The 22,915-nt window shown below is 62.3% G+C and carries 24 protein-coding genes; 20 read left to right on the top strand and 4 right to left on the bottom strand.

The window, feature by feature from the left end:
• Positions 1-2: 2 nt before the first annotated feature.
• The 17 genes from MOV63_RS00285 to MOV63_RS00205 all read left to right on the top strand — a co-directional run bounded on the left by MOV63_RS00285 (position 3) and on the right by MOV63_RS00205 (position 17,512).
• Complete coding sequence (locus MOV63_RS00285; protein WP_247031025.1) at positions 3-944, top strand: nucleoside hydrolase; 942 nt, start codon at positions 3-5, stop codon at positions 942-944.
• A complete protein-coding gene (locus MOV63_RS00280) occupies positions 941-2,728 on the top strand; it encodes an adenine deaminase (RefSeq protein ID WP_247031024.1) in 1,788 nt (595 codons plus the stop codon). The genes MOV63_RS00285 and MOV63_RS00280 overlap by 4 nt, the downstream gene beginning before the upstream one ends.
• 9 nt (positions 2,729-2,737) lie before the next feature.
• Positions 2,738-3,415, top strand: coding sequence for a phosphoribosyltransferase (locus MOV63_RS00275; protein ID WP_247031023.1), 678 nt, complete (start codon positions 2,738-2,740; stop codon positions 3,413-3,415).
• Between the two features lie 92 nt (positions 3,416-3,507).
• Entirely contained in the window at positions 3,508-4,557 is a 1,050-nt protein-coding gene (locus tag MOV63_RS00270; protein WP_247031022.1) for a dipeptidase, read from the top strand.
• 43 nt (positions 4,558-4,600) lie between these two features.
• The gene (locus tag MOV63_RS00265) at positions 4,601-6,244 is read left to right on the top strand and encodes an ABC transporter substrate-binding protein (RefSeq protein ID WP_247031021.1); all 1,644 of its coding nucleotides are present in this window, start codon (positions 4,601-4,603) and stop codon (positions 6,242-6,244) included.
• Between the two features lie 80 nt (positions 6,245-6,324).
• Positions 6,325-7,329 carry an ABC transporter permease gene (locus MOV63_RS00260; protein WP_405029286.1) on the top strand — a complete coding sequence of 335 codons (1,005 nt, stop codon included), beginning with the start codon at positions 6,325-6,327 and terminating at the stop codon, positions 7,327-7,329.
• Positions 7,326-8,270: an ABC transporter permease gene (locus MOV63_RS00255; protein WP_247031019.1), complete on the top strand. Its 945-nt coding sequence runs from the start codon at positions 7,326-7,328 to the stop codon at positions 8,268-8,270. The genes MOV63_RS00260 and MOV63_RS00255 overlap by 4 nt, the downstream gene beginning before the upstream one ends.
• Positions 8,267-9,112 carry an ABC transporter ATP-binding protein gene (locus MOV63_RS00250; protein WP_038545527.1) on the top strand — a complete coding sequence of 282 codons (846 nt, stop codon included), beginning with the start codon at positions 8,267-8,269 and terminating at the stop codon, positions 9,110-9,112. Before MOV63_RS00255 ends, MOV63_RS00250 begins: the two co-directional genes overlap by 4 nt.
• Complete coding sequence (locus MOV63_RS00245) at positions 9,109-9,858, top strand: ABC transporter ATP-binding protein (protein ID WP_038589931.1); 750 nt, start codon at positions 9,109-9,111, stop codon at positions 9,856-9,858. Before MOV63_RS00250 ends, MOV63_RS00245 begins: the two co-directional genes overlap by 4 nt.
• An 81-nt stretch (positions 9,859-9,939) precedes the next feature.
• Positions 9,940-10,869, top strand: a complete 930-nt coding sequence (locus tag MOV63_RS00240) for a LysR family transcriptional regulator (protein ID WP_247031018.1) — start codon at positions 9,940-9,942, stop codon at positions 10,867-10,869.
• A gap of 143 nt (positions 10,870-11,012) precedes the next feature.
• Positions 11,013-12,542 carry an ABC transporter substrate-binding protein gene (locus MOV63_RS00235; protein WP_247031017.1) on the top strand — a complete coding sequence of 510 codons (1,530 nt, stop codon included), beginning with the start codon at positions 11,013-11,015 and terminating at the stop codon, positions 12,540-12,542.
• Between the two features lie 220 nt (positions 12,543-12,762).
• A complete protein-coding gene (locus tag MOV63_RS00230; protein ID WP_247031016.1) occupies positions 12,763-13,713 on the top strand; it encodes an ABC transporter permease in 951 nt (316 codons plus the stop codon).
• Complete coding sequence (locus MOV63_RS00225; RefSeq protein WP_247031015.1) at positions 13,710-14,528, top strand: ABC transporter permease; 819 nt, start codon at positions 13,710-13,712, stop codon at positions 14,526-14,528. Before MOV63_RS00230 ends, MOV63_RS00225 begins: the two co-directional genes overlap by 4 nt.
• Before the next feature lie 21 nt (positions 14,529-14,549).
• Entirely contained in the window at positions 14,550-15,944 is a 1,395-nt protein-coding gene (locus MOV63_RS00220; RefSeq protein ID WP_247031014.1) for an amidase, read from the top strand.
• A gap of 220 nt (positions 15,945-16,164) precedes the next feature.
• Complete coding sequence (locus tag MOV63_RS00215; RefSeq protein ID WP_038549630.1) at positions 16,165-16,512, top strand: YqjD family protein; 348 nt, start codon at positions 16,165-16,167, stop codon at positions 16,510-16,512.
• 23 nt (positions 16,513-16,535) lie between these two features.
• The gene (locus MOV63_RS00210; protein ID WP_157885166.1) at positions 16,536-16,967 is read left to right on the top strand and encodes a hypothetical protein; all 432 of its coding nucleotides are present in this window, start codon (positions 16,536-16,538) and stop codon (positions 16,965-16,967) included.
• Positions 16,968-17,176: 209 nt separating this feature from the next.
• A complete protein-coding gene (locus MOV63_RS00205; RefSeq protein ID WP_247031013.1) occupies positions 17,177-17,512 on the top strand; it encodes a hypothetical protein in 336 nt (111 codons plus the stop codon).
• A gap of 26 nt (positions 17,513-17,538) precedes the next feature.
• Here MOV63_RS00205 and MOV63_RS00200 read toward each other — a convergent pair whose 3' ends face one another.
• A complete protein-coding gene (locus MOV63_RS00200) occupies positions 17,539-18,105 on the bottom strand; it encodes an RNA polymerase sigma factor (protein WP_038545503.1) in 567 nt (188 codons plus the stop codon).
• Positions 18,102-18,284 carry a NepR family anti-sigma factor gene (locus tag MOV63_RS00195; protein ID WP_037078171.1) on the bottom strand — a complete coding sequence of 61 codons (183 nt, stop codon included), beginning with the start codon at positions 18,282-18,284 and terminating at the stop codon, positions 18,102-18,104. Before MOV63_RS00195 ends, MOV63_RS00200 begins: the two co-directional genes overlap by 4 nt.
• A 168-nt stretch (positions 18,285-18,452) precedes the next feature.
• Between MOV63_RS00195 and MOV63_RS00190 the strand changes: the two genes are divergently transcribed.
• The 3 genes from MOV63_RS00190 to MOV63_RS00180 all read left to right on the top strand — a co-directional run bounded on the left by MOV63_RS00190 (position 18,453) and on the right by MOV63_RS00180 (position 20,598).
• Positions 18,453-19,247, top strand: a complete 795-nt coding sequence (locus MOV63_RS00190; RefSeq protein ID WP_038545500.1) for a response regulator — start codon at positions 18,453-18,455, stop codon at positions 19,245-19,247.
• 81 nt (positions 19,248-19,328) lie between these two features.
• A complete protein-coding gene (locus tag MOV63_RS00185) occupies positions 19,329-19,493 on the top strand; it encodes a DUF1328 domain-containing protein (protein ID WP_007758228.1) in 165 nt (54 codons plus the stop codon).
• A 103-nt stretch (positions 19,494-19,596) separates the two neighbouring features.
• Positions 19,597-20,598, top strand: a complete 1,002-nt coding sequence (locus tag MOV63_RS00180; RefSeq protein WP_038549628.1) for a sensor histidine kinase — start codon at positions 19,597-19,599, stop codon at positions 20,596-20,598.
• A 359-nt stretch (positions 20,599-20,957) separates the two neighbouring features.
• Here the strand turns inward: MOV63_RS00180 and MOV63_RS00175 are convergent, their stop codons facing one another.
• Positions 20,958-21,884 carry an ABC transporter permease gene (locus MOV63_RS00175; protein WP_038545496.1) on the bottom strand — a complete coding sequence of 309 codons (927 nt, stop codon included), beginning with the start codon at positions 21,882-21,884 and terminating at the stop codon, positions 20,958-20,960.
• The gene (locus MOV63_RS00170) at positions 21,877-22,887 is read right to left on the bottom strand and encodes an ABC transporter permease (protein WP_038545492.1); all 1,011 of its coding nucleotides are present in this window, start codon (positions 22,885-22,887) and stop codon (positions 21,877-21,879) included. Before MOV63_RS00170 ends, MOV63_RS00175 begins: the two co-directional genes overlap by 8 nt.
• Positions 22,888-22,915 lie beyond the last annotated feature (28 nt).

Genomic DNA, 22,915 nt, shown 5'->3' with positions numbered 1-22,915 from the left:
ACATGGGTATCTGGATCGACACGGACATGGGTTTCGACGACATCGCTGCGATCATGGTCGCAGCGCATGCGGGGCTCGGCGTCGACGGCGTTTCGCTGGTCTTCGGCAACGCGCCCATCGAGCATGTCCGCCGTAATGCAGCCGGCGCGGCCTCCGCTTTCGTCTGGCCCTTCCCGGTCCATGCCGGACGCGCTGCACCGGTGCTGGCAAAAATGGAGACCGCGACAGGCATACTAGGCCAGACCGGTATCCCGACCGCGGGCCGGGCCTTGCCCGAAGCGCCGGATGCATTTCATACAGATGCCTTCGAAGCGCTCTGTTCCTGGCTCGAAAAGGGCAAAGGTAATGGTGAAGAGGGGGGCAAACGCCGCATCATGGCGCTTGGACCGCTCACCAATATCGCGGCAGTGGCGCTTGCCCGGCCGGATCTTGCAGCCAAGATCACCGATCTCACCTGGATGGGCGGCGGGGTCACCACCGGCAATCATACTGCATCCGCCGAGTTCAACGCCTTTGCCGATCCGGAAGCGCTGGCGATCGTGCTCGCTCACAAGATCCCGTTGCGGATGGTCGATCTCGATCTCTGCCGCAAGGTGCTCTGCGCGCCGGACGATGTCGCACCGATCCGGGCTGCCGGCGGGCGCAATGCAGAACTGGTTGCCGATCTTCTCGCCGGGTTCGTGGCGATCGCCACAAGCCGTGGGCGTCCGGCCATGGCGCTCTACGATGCGGTTGCGGCCGTCGCCTTTGCCTTTCCGGAACATGTCACCTGGCGCGAAGCGCGCATCGATGTCGAGCTTTCCGGCACGCTGACGCGCGGCCGCACCGTGGTCGAGACGCGCACTGGCCGGGGTGAATTCAACGCGGCCTATGGCGTCGATATCGACTTCGAAAAGGCGAGAGCCGTCATTCTTGAAACACTGCGGGCAGAGGCAAGCTGGTGAAGAGTATCATCTCGAGCGTACAGGAATTTACCGAACCGGGCTTGCGTGACCGTGCCGTCACCGCGGCACGCGGCGATGCGCCGTTCGACATCCTGATATCGGGCGGCACGCTGGTCGACATGGTGACGGGCGAGCTGCGCCCGGCCGATATCGGCCTCGTCGGGCCGGTAATCGCCAGCGTCCATGAGACCGGCTCCCGCTCGGATGCGGCCGAGATCATCGACGCTGCGGGCATGTTCATCTCGCCCGGTCTCATCGATACGCATATGCATATCGAAAGTTCGATGGTGACGCCGGCGACCTATGCGGGCGCCGTGCTGCCGCGCGGGGTGACGACCGTCGTCTGGGACCCGCATGAATTCGGCAATGTCCACGGGACCGAAGGTGTGGCCTGGGCACTGGAGGCGGCGAAGCCGCTGCCGCTGCGTGCCGTCGTTCTGGCGCCGTCCTGCGTGCCGTCGGCGCCCGGTTTGGAAATGGCCGGGGCCGATTTCGACGCGGCGACGATCGAGGAAATGCTGTTCTGGCCGAAGATCGGCGGGCTTGCCGAGGTCATGAACATGCGCGGCGTCATCGACCGCGATCCGCGTATGAGCGGCATCGTGCAGGCGGCGCTGGTGTCCGAAAAGCTGGTCTGCGGCCATGCCCGCGGCCTGGCTGGGCCGGACCTTGCGGCCTTCATGGCGTCGGGCATCACCTCCGACCACGAGCTCGTCTCCGCTGCCGACCTGATGGCCAAGCTGCGTGCGGGGCTGACGATCGAGATGCGCGGTTCGCACGATCACCTGCTGCCGGAATTCGTCGAGGCGCTCAACGCGCTTGGCCGCCTGCCGCAGACGGTGACGCTCTGTACCGACGACGTTTTTCCGGACGATCTCGTTCAGGGCGGTGGCCTCGACGACGTGGTGCGCCGGCTGGTGCGTTACGGCATGAAACCGGAATGGGCGCTGCAGGCGGCCACGCTCAATGCTTCCGTCCGCATCGGCCGCGCCGATCTCGGCCTGATCGCCGCCGGTCGGCGAGGCGATATCGTCCTCTTCGAGGATCTCACGAATTTCCGTGCCCGCCACGTCTTTGCCAGCGGCACGCTGATTGCGCGTGACGGCGGCATGACGGTCGAACTCCATGCGGCCGACCCCTGCATTCTGCAGGATTCGGTGAAGCTCAAGCCGCTTCAGGCGGAAGATTTCAAATTGCCCGCAAAGGGCCGCAAAGTCAGGCTCGCGACGATCGATCGTCCGCGCTTCACGAACTGGGGGCAGACGGATGCGGATGTCGTCGATGGTTACGTGGTACCCCCGGAAGGCACGACGTTAATCGCCGTGACCCACCGCCACGGCCGGGCCGACAGCCGCACCCGTCTTGGGTTTCTAACAGGCTGGGGCACGTGGAAGGGCGCATTCGCCACCACGCTTGCCCATGACAGCCATAACCTCACCGTCTTCGGGTCCGACCCGGCCGACATGGCGGCCGCCGCAAATGCGGTGATCGAAGCCAGCGGCGGTATGGCGGTGGCAACCGGCGGCAAGGTCGAAGTCCTGTTGCCGCTGCCGCTTTCCGGCCTCGTCTCGGGGGCGCCGATGGCGGAGGTGGCCGAAGGTTTCCAGAAAATCCGCACCACCATGGACGGTCTCGTCGACTGGCAGCCGCCTTATCTCGTGTTCAAGGCCTGTTTCGGCGCGACGCTTGCCTGCAATCCCGGACCGCACCAGACCGATCGCGGCATTGCCGACGTCGCCACCGGCACGCTATTGGAATCGCCGATCCTCGAAATTCTCGAATAGGAAAAGCGAATGCAGCCGCATGATTTCTGGCAGGACGTCCATCCGGCAGATTCGTTCGATCGGGCAGGGCCGTTTTCCGGCTTCTTCCCGGCAACGCTCGATGACGGCAGCCAGATCAGGCTGCCGATCCGGCCGCTTGCAGACGGGGAGCACGCGCTCGCCTCCCTCATCATCAACCAGGCGAGTTTCGATGTGCAGGACGCGCTTGCCGCCGACCTTGCGCCGAAGATCGCCGCCTTTCGCCCGGAAGTCATCGTCGGCCTGCCGACTTTGGGCCTGACGCTTGCCGCTGCCGTCGCCCGCGCGCTCGGCCACCTGCGTTATGTGCCGCTCGGGACCTCGCGAAAATTCTGGTACGACGAGAGCCTGTCGGTGCCGCTCTCCTCGATCACTACACCCGAACAGCAGAAGCGCCTCTATGCCGATCCACGCATGCTGCCGCTGATAAAGGGCGGGCGCGTGGCGCTGATCGACGACGTGATTTCCAGCGGCACCTCGATCGTTTCAGGCCTGACGCTGATGGCTTCGCTCGGTGTCGAGCCGGTGGTCATCGGTGCGGCCATGCTGCAATCGGAGCGCTGGCACGACAAGCTCGATGCGTTCGGCCCCGAATGGCGGCAGCGTGTGACGAGCGTTTTCAGGACCCCGATGCTGAAGAAGGCGGGCGAGGGGAGCTGGACGGCCTGACGCGTTTTCCGGCTTGCGAAAGAGGAGCGGCTGGCTAGGATCGGCGCATTGCTCACCTTGGAACTTTCACAAGAAAATCGGGAATAGACTTCATGGAACTGGTGTTCGACGGCCATAACGACGTGCTCCTGCGGCTCTGGCGGAACATGAAGGCGGGTGGCAACCCGATTGCCGAATTTACAAACGGCACCCCGAACGGCCATATCGACGGGCCGCGTGCCAAGGCCGGCGGTCTCGCCGGCGGCCTCTGCGCCATCTATATCCCGTCCGGCGAACTGGTTCTGAAGGAACCCGATCAGAACGGTCACTACGTCACGCCGCTGTCCGTCCCGCTCGATCATCTCCCGTCGCTGACGACCGCGCTCGAAATGGCGTCGATCGCGCTTCGCCTCGACCGCGCCGGCGCCTGGCAGCTCTGCCGTTCGACCTCCGACATCCGCAAGGCGATGGACGCCGGCCGTTTCGCCGCCGTCATGCATATGGAAGGCTGCGAGGCGATCGATGCGGATCTCGACAATCTCGAAGTCTTCTACGCGGCCGGCCTGCGTTCGCTTGGGCCCGTCTGGAGCCGCCACAACATCTTCGGCCACGGCGTGCCCTTCGCCTATCCGATGTCTCCCGACACCGGTCCGGGCCTCACGGATCACGGTTTCGAACTGGTCAAGGCCTGCAACACGCTCGGCATCCTGATCGATCTCGCCCACATCACCGAGAAGGGGTTCTGGGATGTCGCCAAGACTTCCGACCAGCCGCTGATCGCTAGCCATTCGAACGCGCATGCGCTGACGCCGGTCGCCCGCAACCTCACCGACAAACAGCTCGATGCCGTCAAGGAGAGCGGCGGCCTCGTCGGTCTCAACTACGCCGTGACCATGCTGCGCCGCGACGGGCGCGACAATGTTGCCACGCCGCTTTCGGACATGGTGCGCCATATCGACCACTTGGTGCAACGCATGGGCATCGATCACGTGGCGCTCGGATCGGACTTCGACGGCGCCTCGATTCCCGAAGAAATACATGATGCTGCGGGCAATCAAAATCTGGTTGCGGCGCTCAAGGGAGCGGGCTACGCTGACGCAGAGCTGAAAAAGCTATGCCGGGAAAACTGGCTCAGAGTTTTGGGGAAGGCCTGGCACGAATAGGCTTCTTTCCAAAGGTCCAACGAACAAAAACAGGGGAACTTACATGATCCATTCGCTCAACAAGAACCTTCGAGTGCTATCCACCAGCGCGGCACTCGGGCTGCTGCTATCGGTGGCACCGCAGGCCCTTGCCGCGACGCCGGCCGATACGCTTGTCGAAGGCTTTGCGATCGACGACATCATCACGATTGATCCGGGCGAAGCGTTCGAGTTGTCGACCGCCGAAATCACGGCCAATTGCTACAGCAAGCTCGTCATGCTGGACCCTGCCGATACATCCAAGGTGATCGGCGACCTGGCCGACAGCTGGACCACGTCCAGCGACGGCCTCACATATACGTTCAAGCTGAAATCCGGCCTGAAATTCGCGTCCGGCAACCCGATCACCGCCGCCGATGTTGCCTATTCCTTCGAGCGCGCGGTCAAGCTCGATAAGTCGCCGGCCTTCCTGCTCACCCAGTTCGGCCTGACGGGCGACAATGTCGCAGACAAGGCCAAGGCCACCGACGACACGACCTTCGTATTCACCGTGGACAAGCCCTATGCACCGAGCTTCGTGCTGAACGTGCTGACTGCCACGGTCGCTTCCGTCGTCGACAAGAAGGTCGTGACGGAACATGCCAAGAAGGTAACGCCGAATGCCGACTATAAATACGACACGGATTTCGGCAATGAATGGATGAAGACCGGCTATGCCGGCTCCGGTCCTTACAAGACGATGGCCTGGCGCGCAAACGAAGCCGTCATCATGGAGGCCAACCCCAACTACTACGGCGAAAAGCCGAAGCTGAAGCGGGTTATCTACCGTCACATGAAGGAAAGCTCGGGCCAGCGCCTGGCGCTTGAAAACGGCGATATCGACGTTGCCCGCAACCTGGAGCCGGGCGATCTCGATGCGGTTCAGAAGAAGAACGGCATCCGGCTCACGTCGGCACCCAAGGGTACGGTCTATTACTTCAGCCTGAACCAGAAGAACAAGAACCTCGCCAAGCCGGAAGTGGTTGAAGCGTTCAAGTATCTTGTCGACTACGAGGCAATCGGTGCGACGCTGATCAAGGGTATCGGCGAGATCCACCAGACGTTCCTTCCCAAGGGCCAGCTCGGCGCGCTCAACGAAAATCCCTACAAGTTGGACGTGGCCAAGGCCAAGGAGTTGCTGGCAAAGGCAGGCTTCAAGGACGGCTTCACTGTGAGCATGGATGTGCGCAATAACCAGCCGGTGACCGGCATTGCCGAAAGCGTGCAGCAGACGCTGGCGCAAGCCGGCATCAAGCTCGAGATCATCCCTGGCGACGGTAAGCAGACGCTGACCAAGTTCCGCGCCCGGACGCATGACATCTATATCGGCCAGTGGGGCTCGGATTATTTCGATCCGAACTCAAACGCCGAGACCTTCACGATCAACCCCGACAATTCGGACGGGGGCAAGACCAAGACGCTTGCCTGGCGCAATGCCTGGGAGGTTCCGAAGGAACTCTCGGACGCCGCCAAGGGTGCGCTGCTCGAAAAGGATGCCGGCAAGCGTGCCGCAATCTACGAAGACCTGCAGCGGAAGGTTCTGGCGCAGAGCCCGTTCGTGCTCATCTTCCAGCAGACGGAAGTGGCCGGCTATTCGCCCAAGCTCAAGAACTTCAAGCTTGGCCCGAGCTTCGATACGAACTTCGTCTATACGGTGTCGAAGGAATAGCCTGAAAGGCCGCTTCCTTGACCTTGATCGATACGACAGCAGCGACACGGCGCAGACGGCGCCGTGCATCGTCTTCCACAATGGCAGTGCTGCGGTTCATCGTGACCGCGGCCACCACATTCCTCGGCCTGCTTGCCGTCACCTTCTTTATCGGCCGCGTCGTGCCGATCGATCCGGCGCTCGCTATCGTGGGCGACCGGGCGCCGGCGCATGTCGTAGAGAGGGTGCGCGAAGAGCTGGGCCTCAACCTGCCCCTCTACCAGCAGTTCTGGATCTATCTCAAACAGGCCGTAACCGGTGATTTCGGTATCTCCGTGCTGACGACCAATCCTGTCATGGCCGATATTGCCCGGGTGTTCCCGGCGACGATCGAGCTTGCCACGATTGGCACGCTCATCGGAGCGCTGATCGGCGTGCCGCTCGGGGTGCTGGCGGCGGTCAAGCGGGGCAGCATCGCCGACCAGATCGTTCGCGTGATCGGCCTGATCGGTTATTCCGTGCCGATCTTCTGGCTGGGCCTTCTGTCGCTCGTGCTCTTTTATGCGCGCCTCAACTGGGTTGCTTATCCGGGCCGCATCGACATCGTCTACGAATACACGTTTACGCCGATTACCGGCTTCTATCTTCTGGACGCCATCTGGCAGGGCCAGTGGGACGTGGCCTGGGACCTGTTCCGTCACATCATCCTGCCGGGGTCGCTGCTCGGCTATTTCTCGCTCGCCTATATCAGCCGCATGACCCGTTCCTTCATGCTGAACGAACTGGCGCAGGAATATGTGGTCGCGGGGCGGGCCAAAGGGCTGTCGGAGACGCGGATCATCTGGTTCCACGCATTGCGCAATGCGGCAGTGCCGCTGGTGACGGTCATCGCGCTGTCCTATGCGGGTCTGCTCGAGGGTTCAGTGCTGACGGAAACGATCTTCTCCTGGCCCGGGCTCGGCCTCTACATCACCAATTCGCTGCAGAATGCCGATATGAATGCCGTGCTCGGCGGAACGATCGCCATCGGCGTCGTTTTCGTCAGCATCAATCTCTTCTCCGATCTTCTGTATCGGACGCTTGATCCCAGGACACGAAACCGATGAGCCGGCCCTCAATAGCCCTGGACGAGACACCGAAGCCCTATAGCCGCGAGTGGCTGCTGTCCGATCGGCCCGCCTCGCGCCGCCAAGCCCAACTCGGTCGCGCTTATGTGATCTGGCGCCGGTTCGCCGAGAACCGGCTTGCGCTGCTAGGCCTCGCCATCATCGTGCTGCTGCTGGTGGTGGCTGCGTTCGCCGACGTCCTGGCGCCGCATAACCCGGTGCAAGGCGACCTGCGCAATTCCCGCCTCTTGCCGCTCGGTTCGGCGGGTTATCTGCTCGGCACCGACGACCAGGGCCGCGATATCCTCTCGCGCCTCATCTACGGGTCGCGGCTGACGCTGCTGGTCGTCGTGCTGGTGGCGATCATCGCAGCCCCGATCGGGCTGATCGTCGGTACGGTCTCCGGTTATGCCGGCGGCTGGGTTGATGCGGTGCTGATGCGGATCACCGATATCTTCCTCGCCTTCCCGAAACTCGTGCTGGCGCTGGCGCTGGTAGCGGCCCTCGGTCCAGGCATCGAGAACGCCATTCTCGCGATCGCCGTCACCTCCTGGCCGCCCTATGCCCGCATCGCACGGGCAGAAACGATGACCTTCCGCAATTCGGAATTCATCTCGGCGGTGAAGCTGATGGGCGCTTCGCCCTTCCGCATCGTACTGCGCCACGTCATGCCGCTCTGCGTCTCATCGCTGATCGTGCGCGTCACGCTCGACATGGCCGGCATTATCCTCACCGCCGCGGGCCTCGGCTTCCTCGGTCTCGGCGCCCAGCCGCCGCTGCCCGAATGGGGCGCGATGATTGCCTCCGGCCGCCGCTTCATCCTCGATCAATGGTGGGTCGCCGCCATGCCGGGTTTTGCTATCCTGATCGTCAGCCTCGGCTTCAACCTGCTCGGCGACGGCCTGCGCGATGCGCTCGATCCGAAGGAGGCAGGCCAATGACGGTGTCAGTCAAGCCGCTCCTGACGGTCGAGGATCTGCGTGTCACCTTCCCGACCCGTACCGGCGACGTGCAGGCGGTGCGGGGCGTCTCCTTCGCGCTCGGCCGCGAACGGCTCGGCATCGTCGGCGAATCCGGCTCCGGCAAGTCGCAGACCGGGCGCGCGATCATGGGCCTGACCCCCGGTCACGCCAGGATCAGCGCACGAAAGCTGGCTTTCGGCGACCGGGATCTCCTGACCATGCCCGCCCGCGAGCGGCGCGACCTGCGCGGCAAGAAAGTGGCGATGATCCTGCAGGATCCGAAATATTCGCTGAACCCGGTAATGACCATCGGCCGGCAGATCGTCGAGACGCTGAAGACGCATGAAAAGATCTCGAACTCGGCGGCCAAGGCGCGGGCGCTCGCCATGCTGGAGGCGGTGCAGATAAGCGATCCAAAGCGGGTCTTTTCGCTTTATCCGCACGAGGTTTCCGGCGGCATGGGGCAGCGGGCGATGATTGCCATGATGCTGGTCTGCGGTCCGGAACTGCTGATCGCCGACGAGCCGACATCGGCGCTCGACGTCACCGTGCAGCTCGAAGTGCTGGATATCCTCGACAAGCTGGTGGCCGATCGCGGCATGGGGCTGATCTTCATCTCCCACGATCTCAGGCTCGTCTCTTCCTTCTGCGACCGCGTCATCGTCATGTATGCCGGCCGGATCGTCGAGGAACTGCCGGCCGCCAATCTCGCCGATGCGCAGCATCCCTATACGCGCGGGCTCTTGAACTGCCTGCCGACCATCGGTTCCGACCGGCATCCGCTGCCCGTCCTCGACCGCAAGCCGGAGTGGGCGTTATGACATCGGCTCTTTCCATCCGCGACATGGTCGTCACATACGATGAGTTTGCGGCACTCGATCATGTGAACTTCGATATCGGCACCGGCGAATCCTTCGGCATCGTCGGCGAATCCGGTTCCGGCAAGTCGACGCTTTTGCGTGCTGTCTCCGGCCTCGCGTCGTTCGACCAAGGCACGCTCAGCGTCAACGGCCGCCCCTATTCCGGACGCAAGCGCGACAAGGAGTTCTACCGCACCGTCCAGATGGTGTTCCAGGACCCTTATGGCTCGCTGCATCCGCGCCAGACGGTCGACCGGCTGCTGCTGGAACCGCTGGTCATCCACGGTTTCACCGATATCGAGACGCGCATCAACCGGGCGCTGGACGAGGTGGGTCTCGGGTCGGGCTTCCGGTTCCGTTATTCGCATCAGCTTTCCGGCGGCCAGCGGCAGCGCATCGCGATCGCCCGGGCGCTGATCCTGGAGCCGAAGATCCTGCTGCTCGATGAGCCGACCTCGGCGCTGGATGCCTCGATCCAGGCGGAAATCCTCAATCTGCTCGAACAGGCGCGCCGCGACCGCAACCTCACATTCGTGATGGTCAGCCACGATCTCGGCGTCATCAGCCATATGTGCGAGCGGCTGGCGGTGATGAAAAACGGCAAGGTTGTCGAGACGGTGCCGCGGAAAGCGCTGGAAAACCGCGAGTTTTCAGCCGATTATACCCGCCAGCTGCTCGTCGCCAGCGAAGGTTTTCGCCGCGGCTGACGAGCGTCTCGATTTTATCTATGTCACTATCCCGGAACCGCTCCCCGCTTTCGGGCGACATGTTTCAGTCGGCAGGATCGCATGCAGCTTCGGGCGCTTATGTATTTCGACGAACTGGTCCGCACCAATTCGATGCGGGCGGCGGCCGAGAATCTCAACGTCGCTGCGACCGCCGTCTCGCGCCAGATCGAGAACCTCGAACACTATTTCGGCACGCCGCTCGTCGAGCGCAGCAATCGCGGTATCAAGCTGACGGCGGCCGGCGAGCTGCTGGCGGCGCGGGCAGGGCGGACGCTGCGCGAACTCGAACATGTCCACCAGCTGATCGACGACCTGCAGGGCCTGCAGCGCGGTAAGGTGGTGATCTATGCGAACGGCGCGACGGTCGCCAACCTGATCGCGCCGGTGCTTGCGGAATTCAGCCTGCGTTATCCGAAGCTGCGGTTCGAGGTGGCGATCACCAGCGCTCGCGAGGCGGTCGAGGCGCTCGCCGCCGCCGAGGCAGATCTGGTCGTGACGCTGTTTGCACCAAAGATATCCGGGGTGAAGGTGCGACTGCGCTCCGAGATCACCTATGACGTCATCATGGCCGCCGACCATCCGTCCGCCGGTGCCAGGGAACTGACATTGCGCGATCTTGTCCACATGCCGCTCGCTCTTCCCGACAAGAATTTCGGCGCGCGACAGGCCTTTGAGGAACTGTTCGCCAAGGACGGGCTGGAGCTCGATCCGGTCTTCGTCACCGGTTCACTGGAGATGCTGAAGGAACTGGTGTTGCGCCGCGCGGCGGTCACGCTGCTGCCGGCCCTTGCGGTGCAGCGTGAAATCGATGCCGGCCAGCTTGCGGCGGTGCCGATCGCTGCCGGCAAGGCGGTACGCACGCCGATCGATCTCTGCGTCGCGCCGGACCGCCAGCTGTCGTTCGCGGCGAGCAAGCTCGTCGATTTCATCGAGCGCTTCATGCGCGGCGCCGATGCGCGCAAATCGGCACCTAAAAGGGCAAGCGCCTAATTGCGCCCTGTGTAGCGTTTTCGGCTACACAGAGAACACAAAATTCTGCATTGTGTGTGCACCTGCGAAATGACACACTTTGGGCAATCGACGATCCCGCAGGTGCCGATCAGGCGGGTCTCGTTCCAAAAAGGGGATGACGGATGGGCAGGATGACGTTTCTGGGCTCTGCGACCATATTGAAGAGTGCAGCTTTTGGCCTTGCGATGAGCGCGGGCCTGCTTTTGGACCAGACAGGCGCCGAGGCGGCGGCAAAGACCGCGATCACAGTCGGCATGGCGATCGAGCCGGCCGGGCTCGACCCGACGGTCGCAGCACCCGTCGCGATCGGCCAGGTGACCTGGCAGAACATTTTTGAAGGCCTGACGACCATCGACAAGGACGGCAAGATCAAGCCGCAGCTTGCCGAAAGCTGGCAGATCTCGCCGGATGGCTTGACCTATACGTTCAAACTCCGCCAGGGCGTCAAGTTCCATAACGGCGTTGCATTCGACAGTTCGGTTGCCAAGTTCTCCATCGATCGCGCTCGCGGCGCAGACTCGGTCAATCCCCAGAAGCGCTATTTCGCCTCGATCGACACGGTCGAAACACCGGATGCGGCGACGCTGGTGCTGAAGCTCAAGCAGCCGGCTGGCAGCCTGCTTTACTGGCTCGGCTGGCCGTCCTCGACGATCGTCGAACCGAAATCGGCCGCCGACAACAAGACGACCCCGATCGGCACCGGCCCGTTCAAGTTCGTCAGCTGGTCGAAAGGCTCCAAGGTCGATCTCGCCAGGAATGCCGACTACTGGAACAAGGCCGTCTCCCTGAAGCTCGATACAGCGGCCTTCCGTTTCATCAGCGATCCGCAAGCCCAGGCCGCGGCGCTGAAGGCCGGCGACGTCGACGCCTTCCCGGAATTCGGTGCGCCCGAACTGATCAAGTCCTTCGAGGGCGACAAGCGGCTGACGACCGTGATCGGCAATACCGAGCTCAAGGTCGTCGCCGGCATGAACAACACCCGCAAGCCGTTCAGCGACAAAAAGGTGCGCCAGGCTCTGATGATGGCGGTCGACCGCGCCACCGTCGTCGAGGGCGCCTGGTCCGGTTTCGGCACGCCGATCGGCAGCCATTACACGCCGAACGACCGCGGCTACCAGGACCTGACCGGCGTCTATCCCTATGATACGGCCAAGGCGAAGGCGCTGCTTGCCGAGGCAGGCTTCCCGAACGGCTTCACCTTCACCATCAAGGCGCCGCAGATGGCCTATGCGCAGCGCACCTCGCAGGTGCTGCAGGCGATGTTTGCGGAAATCGGGGTGACGATGAATATCGAGACCACCGAATTCCCGGCAAAATGGGTAGCCGACGTGCTGAAGGCCGCCGATTACGACATGACCATCGTCGCCCATGCGGAGCCGATGGACATCGACATCTATTCCCGCGATCCCTACTACTTCAACTATAAGAACCCGGCCTTCAACGAGGTCCTGAAAAAGGTCGAGATGACCTCCGACGCCGCCGGACAGGAAAAGCTCTACGGCGAGGCACAGACCATTCTCGCCAACGACGTGCCGGCGCTCTTCCTGTTCGTCATGCCGAAGCTCGGTGTCTGGGACGGCAAGGTGAAGGGCCTGTGGGAAAACGAACCCATCCCTTCGAACGTCCTGACGGATGTTCATTGGGTAGAGTGAAGTTTCACGCGATGAATTGGAGTAGGGTGCGCGCGGCATACCGATCTCCCCCCTTGAGGGGGAGATGCCCGGCAGGACAGAGGGGGGTGACCTCCTGGCATATTCTTGAGCCATTGGGTTTGCCGCACCGTCGCCACCCCCCTCTGTCACCTTTGGTGACATCTCCCCCTCAAGGGGGGAGATCAGCGGGAGCCTGCGGCACCGGCATGGAGATTTCCCCATGATCTCCATTCTCATCCGCCGAACCTTGAGCCTTGCCGTGACGCTGCTCATCGTCTCGCTGCTGATCTTCACCGTCATGGACCTGCTGCCCGGCGATCCGGCGGCGATCATGCTCGGCACCTCGGCGAGCCCGGAAACCCTCGCGGCGCTGCAGAAGCAGTTGGGTCTCGACCAGCCGCTCCCCGTTCGTTACCTCGCCTGGCTCGCCGGGGCCTTCCGGGGCGATCTCGGGCAGTCCTATACCTATGGCGTGCCGGTCGCGGGGCTGATTGGCGAGCGGCTCATCGTCACTTTGCCGCTGGCGCTGATCGCAATCGTGCTCTCGGTCTCGATCGCCATTCCTCTCGGCGTTCAGGCGGCGCGCAAGCACAATGGGGTCTTCGATTTCGTCGCCGGCCTGTTCTCCTATATCAGCATTGCGGTGCCGGCCTTCTGGGTCGGGCTGCTGCTGATCATCCTGTTCTCCACCATGCTCGGCTGGATGCCGGCGGGCGGGTTTCCTGGCTGGGATGCCGGGCTGCTTGCCGGCCTCAAGGCGCTCCTCCTGCCGGCCGTGGCGCTTGCCTTGCCGCAGGCCGGCGTGCTGACCCGCGTGGCGCGGGCCGCGGTTCTGGAGGTGATGAACGAGGATTTCGTGCGCACCGCCCGTGCCAAGGGCCTGAGCGAGGGCACCGCCATCTGGCGGCACGCAGTCCCGAACGCATTGGTGCCGGTGTTCACCATGCTCGGCCTGCAATTCACCTTCCTGATCGCCGGTGCGGTTCTGGTCGAAAACGTCTTCAACCTGCCGGGCCTCGGGCGGCTTGCCTATCAGGCGCTCTCCCAGCGCGACATCATCGTTATGCAGGATGTCGTGCTGTTCTTCTCGGCCCTGGTGATCCTGATGAATTTCCTGGTCGATCTCGCCTACTTGGTCGTCGATCCACGCCTCAGGGCCGGTGCTCAATGAGGAAACTGCTTCGCCGCCCCGTCTTCCTCATCGGGCTCGTCATCACGCTCGCGCTGTTTGCCATAGCGCTGCTGTCGCTCGTCTGGACGCCGTTTCTGCCCACCAAGATGAACATCGTCCACAAACTCAAGGCACCGCTCGATTTCGGTCTTCTCGGCACCGACCAGTTCGGCCGCGACGTTGCATCGATGCTGATGGTCGGTGCCTGGAACTCGCTGTCGACCTCCATTCTTGCAGTGCTTCTCGGCGCAAGCGTCGGCACGGCCATCGGCGTCGTCGTCGCCATGCGGCGCGGTTGGCTGGAGCTCGTCGTGATGCGCGGCTGCGACATCGTCTTCGCCGTTCCGCCGATCCTCTCGGCGATGATGCTCGGCGCTTTCATAGGATCGGGCCGGTTCACGGCGATCATCGCCATCGGTGTGTTCATGGTGCCGGTCTTTGCGCGGCTCGCGCTCGGCGCTGCCCTGCAGATCTGGACGCGGGATTATGTTACCGCCGCCGTCAGCATGGGCCGCCCGAAAGCCAAGATCACGCTCGTCCATGTGCTGCCGAACATCTCCAACCAGATCATCGTGCAGGTGACGATCCAGCTCGGCCTCGCGATCCTCACCGAGGCGGGCCTCTCATTCCTCGGCCTCGGCATGCCGCCGCCGACGCCCACCTGGGGACGGATGCTGGCCGATGCGCAGACCTTCCTCGGCCAGGCGCCGTGGCTGGCGCTGATGCCGGGGCTCGCCATCGCGCTGGCCGTGCTCGGCCTCAACATGCTCGGCGACGGCCTGCGCGACCTCCTCGATCCCCGCGACAATTCCTGATTTCGAAACGAAGATATTGCGATGAATGACCTCCTGAAACTGACGATCCGCGAACTGCTTGACCTTTATTCGGCCAGGAAGCTCTCGCCCTTAGAATACTGGCTGGCGGTCGAGGACCGTGTCGCCGCCTTCGAGCCGCATATTCAGGCGCTCTATCTCTACGATCCGGACAGTGCCAGGGCGCAGGCCGCAGCCTCCACCCAACGGTGGACAAAGGGAGCGACGCTTGGGCCGCTGGACGGCATCCCGGTGACGCTGAAGGAGCTGATCGCCACCAAGGGGCAGCCGGTGCCGCTCGGCACGGCGGCCGTCGAACTGGTGCCTGCCGCCGAAGACGCACCGATCGCCGCGCGCATGAGGGAGGACGGCGCGGTGATCTTTGCCAAGACCACCTGCCCGGACTACGGCATGCTCTCCTCCGGCCTGTCGAGCTTCCATCACCTCAGCCGCAATCCTTGGGATCTCACCCAGAACCCGGGCGGATCGAGCGCCGGTGCGTCGGCCGCCGGTGCCGCCGGTTTCGGACCCCTGCATATCGGCACGGATATCGGCGGCTCTGTGCGCCTGCCGGCCGGCTGGACGGGGTTGTTCGGTTTTAAGCCGAGCCAGGGCCGTATCCCGGTCGATCCGTATTATGTCGGCCGCTGCGCGGGGCCGATGACCCGCACGGTCGAAGATGCGGCCTTTTCCATGGCGACGCTGTCGCGTCCGGACTGGCGCGACGGCACGTCGCTGCCGCCCAACGATTTCGACTGGCTTAATTTCGATATCGACGTGAAGGGCATGAAGATCGGCCTGATGCTCGATGCCGGCATCGGCCTTGCAGTCGAGGACGAGGTTCGCGATTCGGTCGTGGCCGCCGCCAAGCGCTTTGAGGATGCGGGGGCGATCATTATTCCGGTAGAACCGGTCATGAACCGCATCATGCTCGACGGGCTCGACAGTTTTTGGCGCTCGCGGTTCTGGGGCGATATCGAGAAAATGCCGGAAGAGCGCCGGGCGCTGATCCTGCCCTATATCTACCAATGGGCGGAAGGCGGCACTTACATTTCCGGCGTCGAGGCGGTGCGCGGCTTCAACCAGACGATCGAAATGCGCAAGGCCTGTGGACGGCTGTTCACGACCGTCGACGCGGTGATCTCGCCGACCAATCCGATCGTCTCCTATCCGGCGGAGTGGGCCTCGCCCACCAATGATCCGGCTTTGCCCTTCGAACATATCGGTTTCACCGTACCGTGGAACATGTCGGAACAACCGGCCTCGTCGATCAATTGCGGCTTTTCGAAAACCGGTATGCCGATCGGCCTGCAGATCGTCGGCCCGCGCTATGACGACCTGCTGGTGCTGAAACTCTCCAGGGCCTTCGAGCAATGGACCGGGGGCATTTCGGCCTGGCCGGAGCCGCCGGCCGCCTGACTCCTCTGAACCTTTCCGGCTATTTCCGCCTGGGTGCAACCGCGCCGGGGAACAATCGCGCTGTTGCTGCGTTCACCGGCGGCGACAGGAAGCGTGAAGCGGGTAGCGTGCGTCGCTCGCTCGGGAGACCGACCCCGTTCCACGTTTTCGACGCCGTTTGATTCCGCGCAAAGCCTTCCGCGGCTCGCGTCCTCTAAGGTTCGCAAAACAGGAGATCGATATGCCCGCAGCCAACCCCACGACCGACTTCACCCGCAATGGCACCGGCCAGAACTCGGCAACCAGCAAGGACGTCGAAGCCCAGATCCAGCAGCTCCGCGACGATATCGCTGCACTGACGCGCAGCATTGCTGCCGTGGGCAACGAGAAGGCCAGCGAATACAAGGGTAAGGCCCGCCGGGTCGCCAACGATGCCGCCGACGCTTCGATGCATATGGTGGAAGCCGCGCGCGATCAGGCTCTGTCGATGGAAAAGGACCTGGAACGCCAGATCCGCACAAACCCTATCCAGGCCGTCGCGATCGCCGCCGGCGTGGGATTTCTCTTCGCGCTGTTGACGCGTCGCTGACGATGACAGGACTTGGTCCACTTTTGGCTTCACTCGCCGCGATGGATATCGCGGCGTTGACGCGCAAGCTCAAAAGAAATGCGATCCTCTATGCTTTCGTGCTGCTTTTCCTGCTGACGGCCTATGGACTGCTAGTGGCAGCGCTCGCAGTCTATCTCGCCGGCATATGGGGACCGCCGATGGCGCTGCTTGCAGTCGCCGGTGGCGCGCTCGTCCTGGCATTGATTATGTATCTCTGCGTCGTTATCGCCAATGCTTCCGAACAGCGCCGCAAGCGGGAAGCCGCGGCCTCCAACAGTTCCAAGGCGTTGATGATAACAGCGGCTCTGACGGCATTGCCGCTGCTGGTCAAATCACGTCCGCTGCTGCTCGTCGCGGTGGTCGGCGGTCTTGGCTTTCTCGCGGCGAAGTCCATGGGTGGTCCGGGCCGGCGACATTCCGAGCCCGCCGAATAAGCAGGTCTCGTCGCGCGACCAGCTGAACGGCCGCCTGCCGGGCGCAGGCGGCCATATTCCGCGTTGTGCTGGGGCCTGCTCTCGACGAAAGCGGGCTTCGCGAACAATAGCAGGCGGTTTGCGACCGCCCTGTGTCTTTTGTAAATGACCGGGCGTTCTTTCGATGGTCTAGCCGAATTTCGTTGTCGAATCTCGGGCGGACTTAATTGTTGCGAATCCTCGTTGTCGATCGGGAGTTCCTGGTGGCCATGGAAGTGGAGGCCGTGCTCACCGAGGCGCTTGCCTGCGAGGTCCAGGTCGCCACGCCACACACCTATATGGTGGAACTGGAAAGCGGCTGGTTCGACGTTATCGTCATCGATTCGAGGCTGATTGGTGGAGAGGCTGGGCTTCGGCTGAGAGCTTCAGGCTCGGGTCTGGTGTTCACCACGCTCAGCGTCGAGGACATGGATGGTCTGAAGGGCTGGGACGGAATAAGTGTCGTCGCCAAACCATTCAACGACCGCCACCTCGTCGAAGCCGTCAAAAACGCCACCCAGGTGTGAGCGGCGTTCTCTCAGATTTTTCAGGATCAGCTGCCAAAAGCACGTGACGTGATCGCCGCATCGCCTGCATCGGGGCCGTAGTCGCCCTCGCCGGAGACGCCCAGCAGCTCCTGCAGACGGGCGCGGGCGCGGCTGACGCGGCTCTTGATCGTGCCGACGGCGCAGCCGCAGATCGCAGCCGCCTCCTCATAGGCGAAACCGGCGGCACCCACGAGGATGATCGCTTCGCGCTGATCGTCAGGCAGCTTGTCGAGCGCCTTGCGGAAATCCTGCAGGTCGAGCCTGCCGTACTGTTCCGGATGGACCGAGAAACGCTCGCTGAACAGGCCGTCGCTATCCTGCACCTCGCGTCCGCGCTTGCGCATCTGGCTGTAGAATTCGTTGCGCAGGATGGTGAACAGCCAGGCCCGCATGTTGGTGCCTGCGGTGAAGCTGGTCTGGTTCGCCCAGGCTTTCATGATTGTATCCTGCACGAGGTCGTCCGCCTTGTCGTGCCGGCCTGTCAGGGATACCGCGAAGGCACGCAGATTAGGCAGCGACGCGAGAAGGTCGCGCTTGAAGCCGCGATCGTCGCTCTCGTCTTCCTTGCTCATTTTGCGTTCACCGGTTTGGCGTTCTTCTCAGCCTGTTCCAGGCGCTCGAGAAGATCGAGAAAACGATCCGGAATCCCTTCTTCCTGTACCGCGTCGTAGAAGTCCCTTAACTTGCGGGATATGGATGCATTCGGCGGCACCGCTCCGGGTCGGACTTCTTGGGATTGGATTGCTGTCATCTCTTCTTTTTTTCTGTTGTCGTCACTCATCACGCGGGCAGCCTGTTGCGATATCGTCGGGCAAAGGAATTCCTGGCGGCAAAAAAAGTTCCACTCTTGCGGAACTTTTTTTCAAGGCCCACGTTCATAACAGGTCAATTGCCCACCGGGCACCGAGGGAGATTTTGTATGTCACTCACCACACGCGTTGCGTCTCACCTTCCATATCTGCGTCGGTATGCTCGCGCCGTCACCGGATCACAGACCTCGGGAGACGCCTATGTTGCCGCGGTCCTGGAAGCTTTGATCGCAGACGTTTCGATATTCCCCGAAACGTCCAAGGACCGTGTTTCGCTCTATAAACTCTTTGTTACAATTTTTGGTTCCACGAACATTGAGATTCGCCCGATCGAATCGCCGTTTGCCTGGGAGCAGCGCGCGGCAGCCAATCTCTCGATGCTTCCCTCCCAGTCGCGGCATGCGTTCCTGCTTGTCTCGGTGGAGGGTTTCAGCATCGAGGAAGCCGCGGAGGTCCTGGATGTCAGCCCCGCTGAAGTGAACCGCCTGCTCGACGACGCGACCCGCGAAATCTCGCGGCAGGTCGCGACCGACATCATGATCATCGAGGACGAGCCGCTGATCGCGCTCGACATCGAACAGATGGTGCAGGATCTCGGCCATCGCGTCACTGGCATCGCCCGCACCCACAAGGAAGCGGTGTCGCTCTTCCAGTCCTCGCACCCGAAAATGGTGCTCGCCGATATCCAGCTCGCCGACGGCAGTTCCGGGATCGACGCGGTCAACGAAATCCTGAAGTCTTCGAGCGTGCCGGTGATCTTCATTACCGCTTTCCCGGAGCGGCTTCTGACCGGCGAACGCCCGGAACCAGCCTTCCTCGTTACCAAGCCCTTCAACCCGGACATGGTGAAGGCGTTGATCAGCCAGGCGCTGTTCTTCAACGAAGCCGTAAAGGCCGCCGCTTGATCCCATGGGCGGCGGGCGAGCGGACCAGGCCGGAACAAAATGCAACGGGTAGCGTTCTGGCGCATCCGAAGAGGAAAGCCCATGTTGTATTATGCTCTTGTCTGCCTGCTCGTCGCGATCTTCACCGGTGCGCTCGGCTTCAGCGGCATTGCGGGAACGGCAACCGGCCTCGCACAGCTTCTGTTTTTCCTGTTTCTCGCACTGTTGCTGATATCGCTGGTGGTCGGGTTGTTCCGGCGTGTTTGACGTCCTATAAAAGTCGGATAATCATACTCATAAATCCAGGTGTTTCTGCGCACAGCAGGTGCCCGGTTTCCCCCGCAAGCCCGCAGACGGAGTGAGTAACTTGGTGAATCCCCTGACATGGCAGCAGGCTGGTCAGAGTGATGACAAGTTACGCGAATTTTTCATGCCGGCGCTGGTGGATCTCGGCGCCAGCATCATGATCCAGGACGCAGGCCGCAATTATCTCTTCGTCACTCATCTTCCGGAGGTCTGGGCGGTCGAGCACGTCAGGACACCCACCGATGTCAGCCTGTTCGGCGACGAGGTCGGGGCAAAGCTCGCGACCCTCAAGGACGGCATGACGGAAGCCGGTCGCAAGGGCCATATCGAGATTACCATCGGCACCGAGCAGATCTACGAGTTCCGCGTCCAGACGGTGGAATTCTCCAATGGCGGCCTGCATTTCGTCACCACCATCATCGACCGTTCCGAGGAACGTCATCGCGAGCGGCTGCTGCGCGCGCTGCTGCGCGAGGTCAGCCACCGTTCCAAGAACCTGCTCGCCATCATCCAGAGCATTGCGCTGCAGACGGCCCGTTATTCAGGCTCGCTGGAACTATTTTTGCACAAGTTCCGGGGGCGGCTTTATTCACTCTCGCAGAGCCAGGACCTGATCACCGATTCCAGCTGGCGCGGCGCCTATTTTTTCGAACTGGTGCAGCAGCAGACGGAAAAGTACCTGCCCGAGAACAAGCATCTCGTGCGCGTCCACGGGGACAACATCCTTTTGACGCCGAACGCCTCGCTGCATATCGGACTGGCGCTGCACGAGCTGATCGTCAACGCGGTCAGCCACGGTTCGCTATTGCGCAGCGGTCGGGTGATCAACGTCACCTGCACCCGCATGCACCTCAACGGCCATGATTCGCTGGAGATGATCTGGGACGAAGTGCTGGATGCCAGCCGGAGCTCCGAAGATACCGAGGATTCATTGAAGGCGCATTTCGGCAGCACCGTGCTGGAGCGTGTCGTGCCGGCCTCCGTCAACGGCAAGGCGCAATACGTCATCTCCAACGATCGCATCAGCTATCGGCTGGTATTCCCGCTGGAGAGCGGCGGGGATTGAAGAATAGTCGTTGGTGAGAAGCTTTCCGGCTCATTGATGCCCCGCGACGTAAGTCTTTCCGAAAAGCTCGCTTGCGGCGCCATTATTCACCATGCCCCACAAAACTGAGCTGGCCCGGTTCCGGTTGACGGAGCCGAGCCAGTTCGTCTCTTCGAGGGGGATTGAAGAGTATGTCCGAAGGCTTTGTAGGGCGGGGGACGGGGGGTCGCCTTCGAACACTCACATAACGGACGCCTCGGGAATAGGTTCCTGCAGTTCCAATTTTTTTTGAGTTTTTTTTTCAGCGGTCTTTTTTCCGACTGGCGAATGAAGAATGGCGGCTTTGCAGCCGCCATTCCGATCGGGTCCGTGTGGCGGGCTCAGTGTTTCAGCGCTCTCGGATCGAGCGCGTCGCGGATCGCATCGCCCATGTAGTTGACGCTGAGTACAGTCAGCGAGATCGCCAGGCCCGGCCAGAGCACGCGCGAGGGTGTCAACTGCAGGAAGTTGGCGCCGTCGAACAACAGCCGTCCCCAGGTCGGGAAATCCGAGGGAAAGCCGAGACCCAGGAAGCTCAGTGCCGATTCCGTGATGATCGCCGAAGCGATGCCCAATGTCGCCGAAACCATGATCGAGCTCAGCACGTTGGGCAGGATGTGCCTGAGGATGATGCGATACTCCCGCATGCCGCTCGCCTTCGCCGCCAGGATGAATTCCTGGCTTTTGACGGCCAGCACATCGCCGCGCACGATACGGGCGGTGTGCATCCAGCTGGTGATCCCGATCACGAAGACGATCAGGATGAAGATGCCGGTTTCGGGTCCGAATGCCGCCCGCAAGGTATCGCGAAACAACATCAGGATGACGAGCAGCAGCGGCAGCAGCGGTAGCGCCAGGAACAGGTCGGTGATGCGCATCAGCGGACCGTCGAGCCTGCGGATATAGCCGGAGACTACCCCCACCAGCGTTCCGAGGAAAAGCGCCAGCAACATCGCCGTGATGCCGACCGCAAGCGAGATGCGGCCACCGGCGAGCACCTGGGCAAGCATGTCCTTGCCGAGGTTATCGGTGCCGAACGGATGTGCCCAGGAGGGCCATTGGTTCTTGTCGCGGATATTGATGGCGTTGGGGGCCACCCGGTGGATATACGGACCCACGAACACCGCCAGCACGATGAACGTGAAGACGATCAATCCGACTACTCCGCCCTTGTGGGAACGGAACTGGCGCCAGATGTCCGCGAGCGCCGACCTGGTGGGAGTTGCCGCCTTGGCGGGCGGGGCGGTTGTAAGCGTCGCATCAGTCATAACGGATCCTCGGGTCAAGAATGCCGTAAAGCACGTCGGCGATGAGGTTGAAGAGCACGATCAGCACCGCGAAGATGAAGGTCAGGGTCTGGACGAGCGGGATATCGGCCCCCTGAACCGCGATGATCAGCAATTGGCCGAGGCCATTCACGCGAAAGATCTGCTCGGTGATGATGGCGCCCGAGAAGATCGTCGGCACGCCGAGTGCGATCACGGTGACGACCGGGATCAGGCTGTTGCGCAGCACATGGATGAGCAGAACCGACTTTTCCTTGACGCCCTTGGCACGCGCGGTGCGCACGTAGTCCTGGTGCAGGTTGTCGAGCATCGAGGCCCGCACGAAACGGGTGATCTGCGAGGCGTTGAAAAGCGACAGAACGGTGACCGGCAAGGCCATCTGCTTGATCTGCTGCAGGAAGCTCGAGAAGTCGTTGACGACCAGGTTGGTGTCATAGACCGACGGGAACCATTGCAGCCAGGAGGAGAAGATGACGACCAGCAGCACGCCGGTGAAGAAGGTCGGCACCGAGTATCCGACCATCGACAGGAACGTGCCGATCTGGTCGAAGATCGAGTACTGCTTGTAGGCGGAGATGACGCCGATCGGAACGGCGATCATCACCCCGAACACATATGCGAGACCAACGACCCACAGCGTCTGGGGCAGGCGCTGGACGATCAGGTCGACCACCGGGCTGCGGGTCGCCCAGGACAGCACCCGCATGCGGGTACCATCGCCGAATTGCCAACCGGTCAGGCGTTCGAGGATGTTGAGTGGTTCGTTGATGAAGAATTGCTGCAGCCAGTAGAGGTAGCGGAAGAAGAATGGCTGATCGAGGCCGAGCGATGCGCGGATCTGTTCGCGGACCTCCGGCGGGATCGTCAACGGCAGGTCGCCGGTCGGATCGTTGGGGGCAAGATCGAGTAGCGCGAAAATGACGAAGCTAATGATCAGCAGCGTCGGGATTGCGAAGAGCAATCGTCGCAAGGTGTAGGTGAACATCAATAAGTCTCCAGACTAGCGCGGAGAA

The organism is Neorhizobium sp. SHOUNA12A, assembly GCF_023006505.1.
Lineage (GTDB): Bacteria > Pseudomonadota > Alphaproteobacteria > Rhizobiales > Rhizobiaceae > Neorhizobium.
The sequence above is the reverse complement of the archived record's forward strand: the minus strand, read 5'-3'. Positions and strand labels throughout refer to the sequence as shown.

Coding starts and splice junctions, on each gene's coding strand:
- MOV63_RS00285 (WP_247031025.1), top strand. CDS start 3: ATGGGTATCTGGATCGACACGGACATGGGTTTCGACGACATCGCTGCG.
- MOV63_RS00275 (WP_247031023.1), top strand. CDS start 2,738: ATGCAGCCGCATGATTTCTGGCAGGACGTCCATCCGGCAGATTCGTTC.
- MOV63_RS00270 (WP_247031022.1), top strand. CDS start 3,508: ATGGAACTGGTGTTCGACGGCCATAACGACGTGCTCCTGCGGCTCTGG.
- MOV63_RS00265 (WP_247031021.1), top strand. CDS start 4,601: ATGATCCATTCGCTCAACAAGAACCTTCGAGTGCTATCCACCAGCGCG.
- MOV63_RS00260 (WP_405029286.1), top strand. CDS start 6,325: ATGGCAGTGCTGCGGTTCATCGTGACCGCGGCCACCACATTCCTCGGC.
- MOV63_RS00255 (WP_247031019.1), top strand. CDS start 7,326: ATGAGCCGGCCCTCAATAGCCCTGGACGAGACACCGAAGCCCTATAGC.
- MOV63_RS00250 (WP_038545527.1), top strand. CDS start 8,267: ATGACGGTGTCAGTCAAGCCGCTCCTGACGGTCGAGGATCTGCGTGTC.
- MOV63_RS00245 (WP_038589931.1), top strand. CDS start 9,109: ATGACATCGGCTCTTTCCATCCGCGACATGGTCGTCACATACGATGAG.
- MOV63_RS00240 (WP_247031018.1), top strand. CDS start 9,940: ATGCAGCTTCGGGCGCTTATGTATTTCGACGAACTGGTCCGCACCAAT.
- MOV63_RS00235 (WP_247031017.1), top strand. CDS start 11,013: ATGGGCAGGATGACGTTTCTGGGCTCTGCGACCATATTGAAGAGTGCA.
- MOV63_RS00230 (WP_247031016.1), top strand. CDS start 12,763: ATGATCTCCATTCTCATCCGCCGAACCTTGAGCCTTGCCGTGACGCTG.
- MOV63_RS00225 (WP_247031015.1), top strand. CDS start 13,710: ATGAGGAAACTGCTTCGCCGCCCCGTCTTCCTCATCGGGCTCGTCATC.
- MOV63_RS00220 (WP_247031014.1), top strand. CDS start 14,550: ATGAATGACCTCCTGAAACTGACGATCCGCGAACTGCTTGACCTTTAT.
- MOV63_RS00215 (WP_038549630.1), top strand. CDS start 16,165: ATGCCCGCAGCCAACCCCACGACCGACTTCACCCGCAATGGCACCGGC.
- MOV63_RS00200 (WP_038545503.1), bottom strand. CDS start 18,105: ATGAGCAAGGAAGACGAGAGCGACGATCGCGGCTTCAAGCGCGACCTT.
- MOV63_RS00195 (WP_037078171.1), bottom strand. CDS start 18,284: ATGACAGCAATCCAATCCCAAGAAGTCCGACCCGGAGCGGTGCCGCCG.
- MOV63_RS00190 (WP_038545500.1), top strand. CDS start 18,453: ATGTCACTCACCACACGCGTTGCGTCTCACCTTCCATATCTGCGTCGG.
- MOV63_RS00185 (WP_007758228.1), top strand. CDS start 19,329: ATGTTGTATTATGCTCTTGTCTGCCTGCTCGTCGCGATCTTCACCGGT.
- MOV63_RS00175 (WP_038545496.1), bottom strand. CDS start 21,884: ATGACTGATGCGACGCTTACAACCGCCCCGCCCGCCAAGGCGGCAACT.
- MOV63_RS00170 (WP_038545492.1), bottom strand. CDS start 22,887: ATGTTCACCTACACCTTGCGACGATTGCTCTTCGCAATCCCGACGCTG.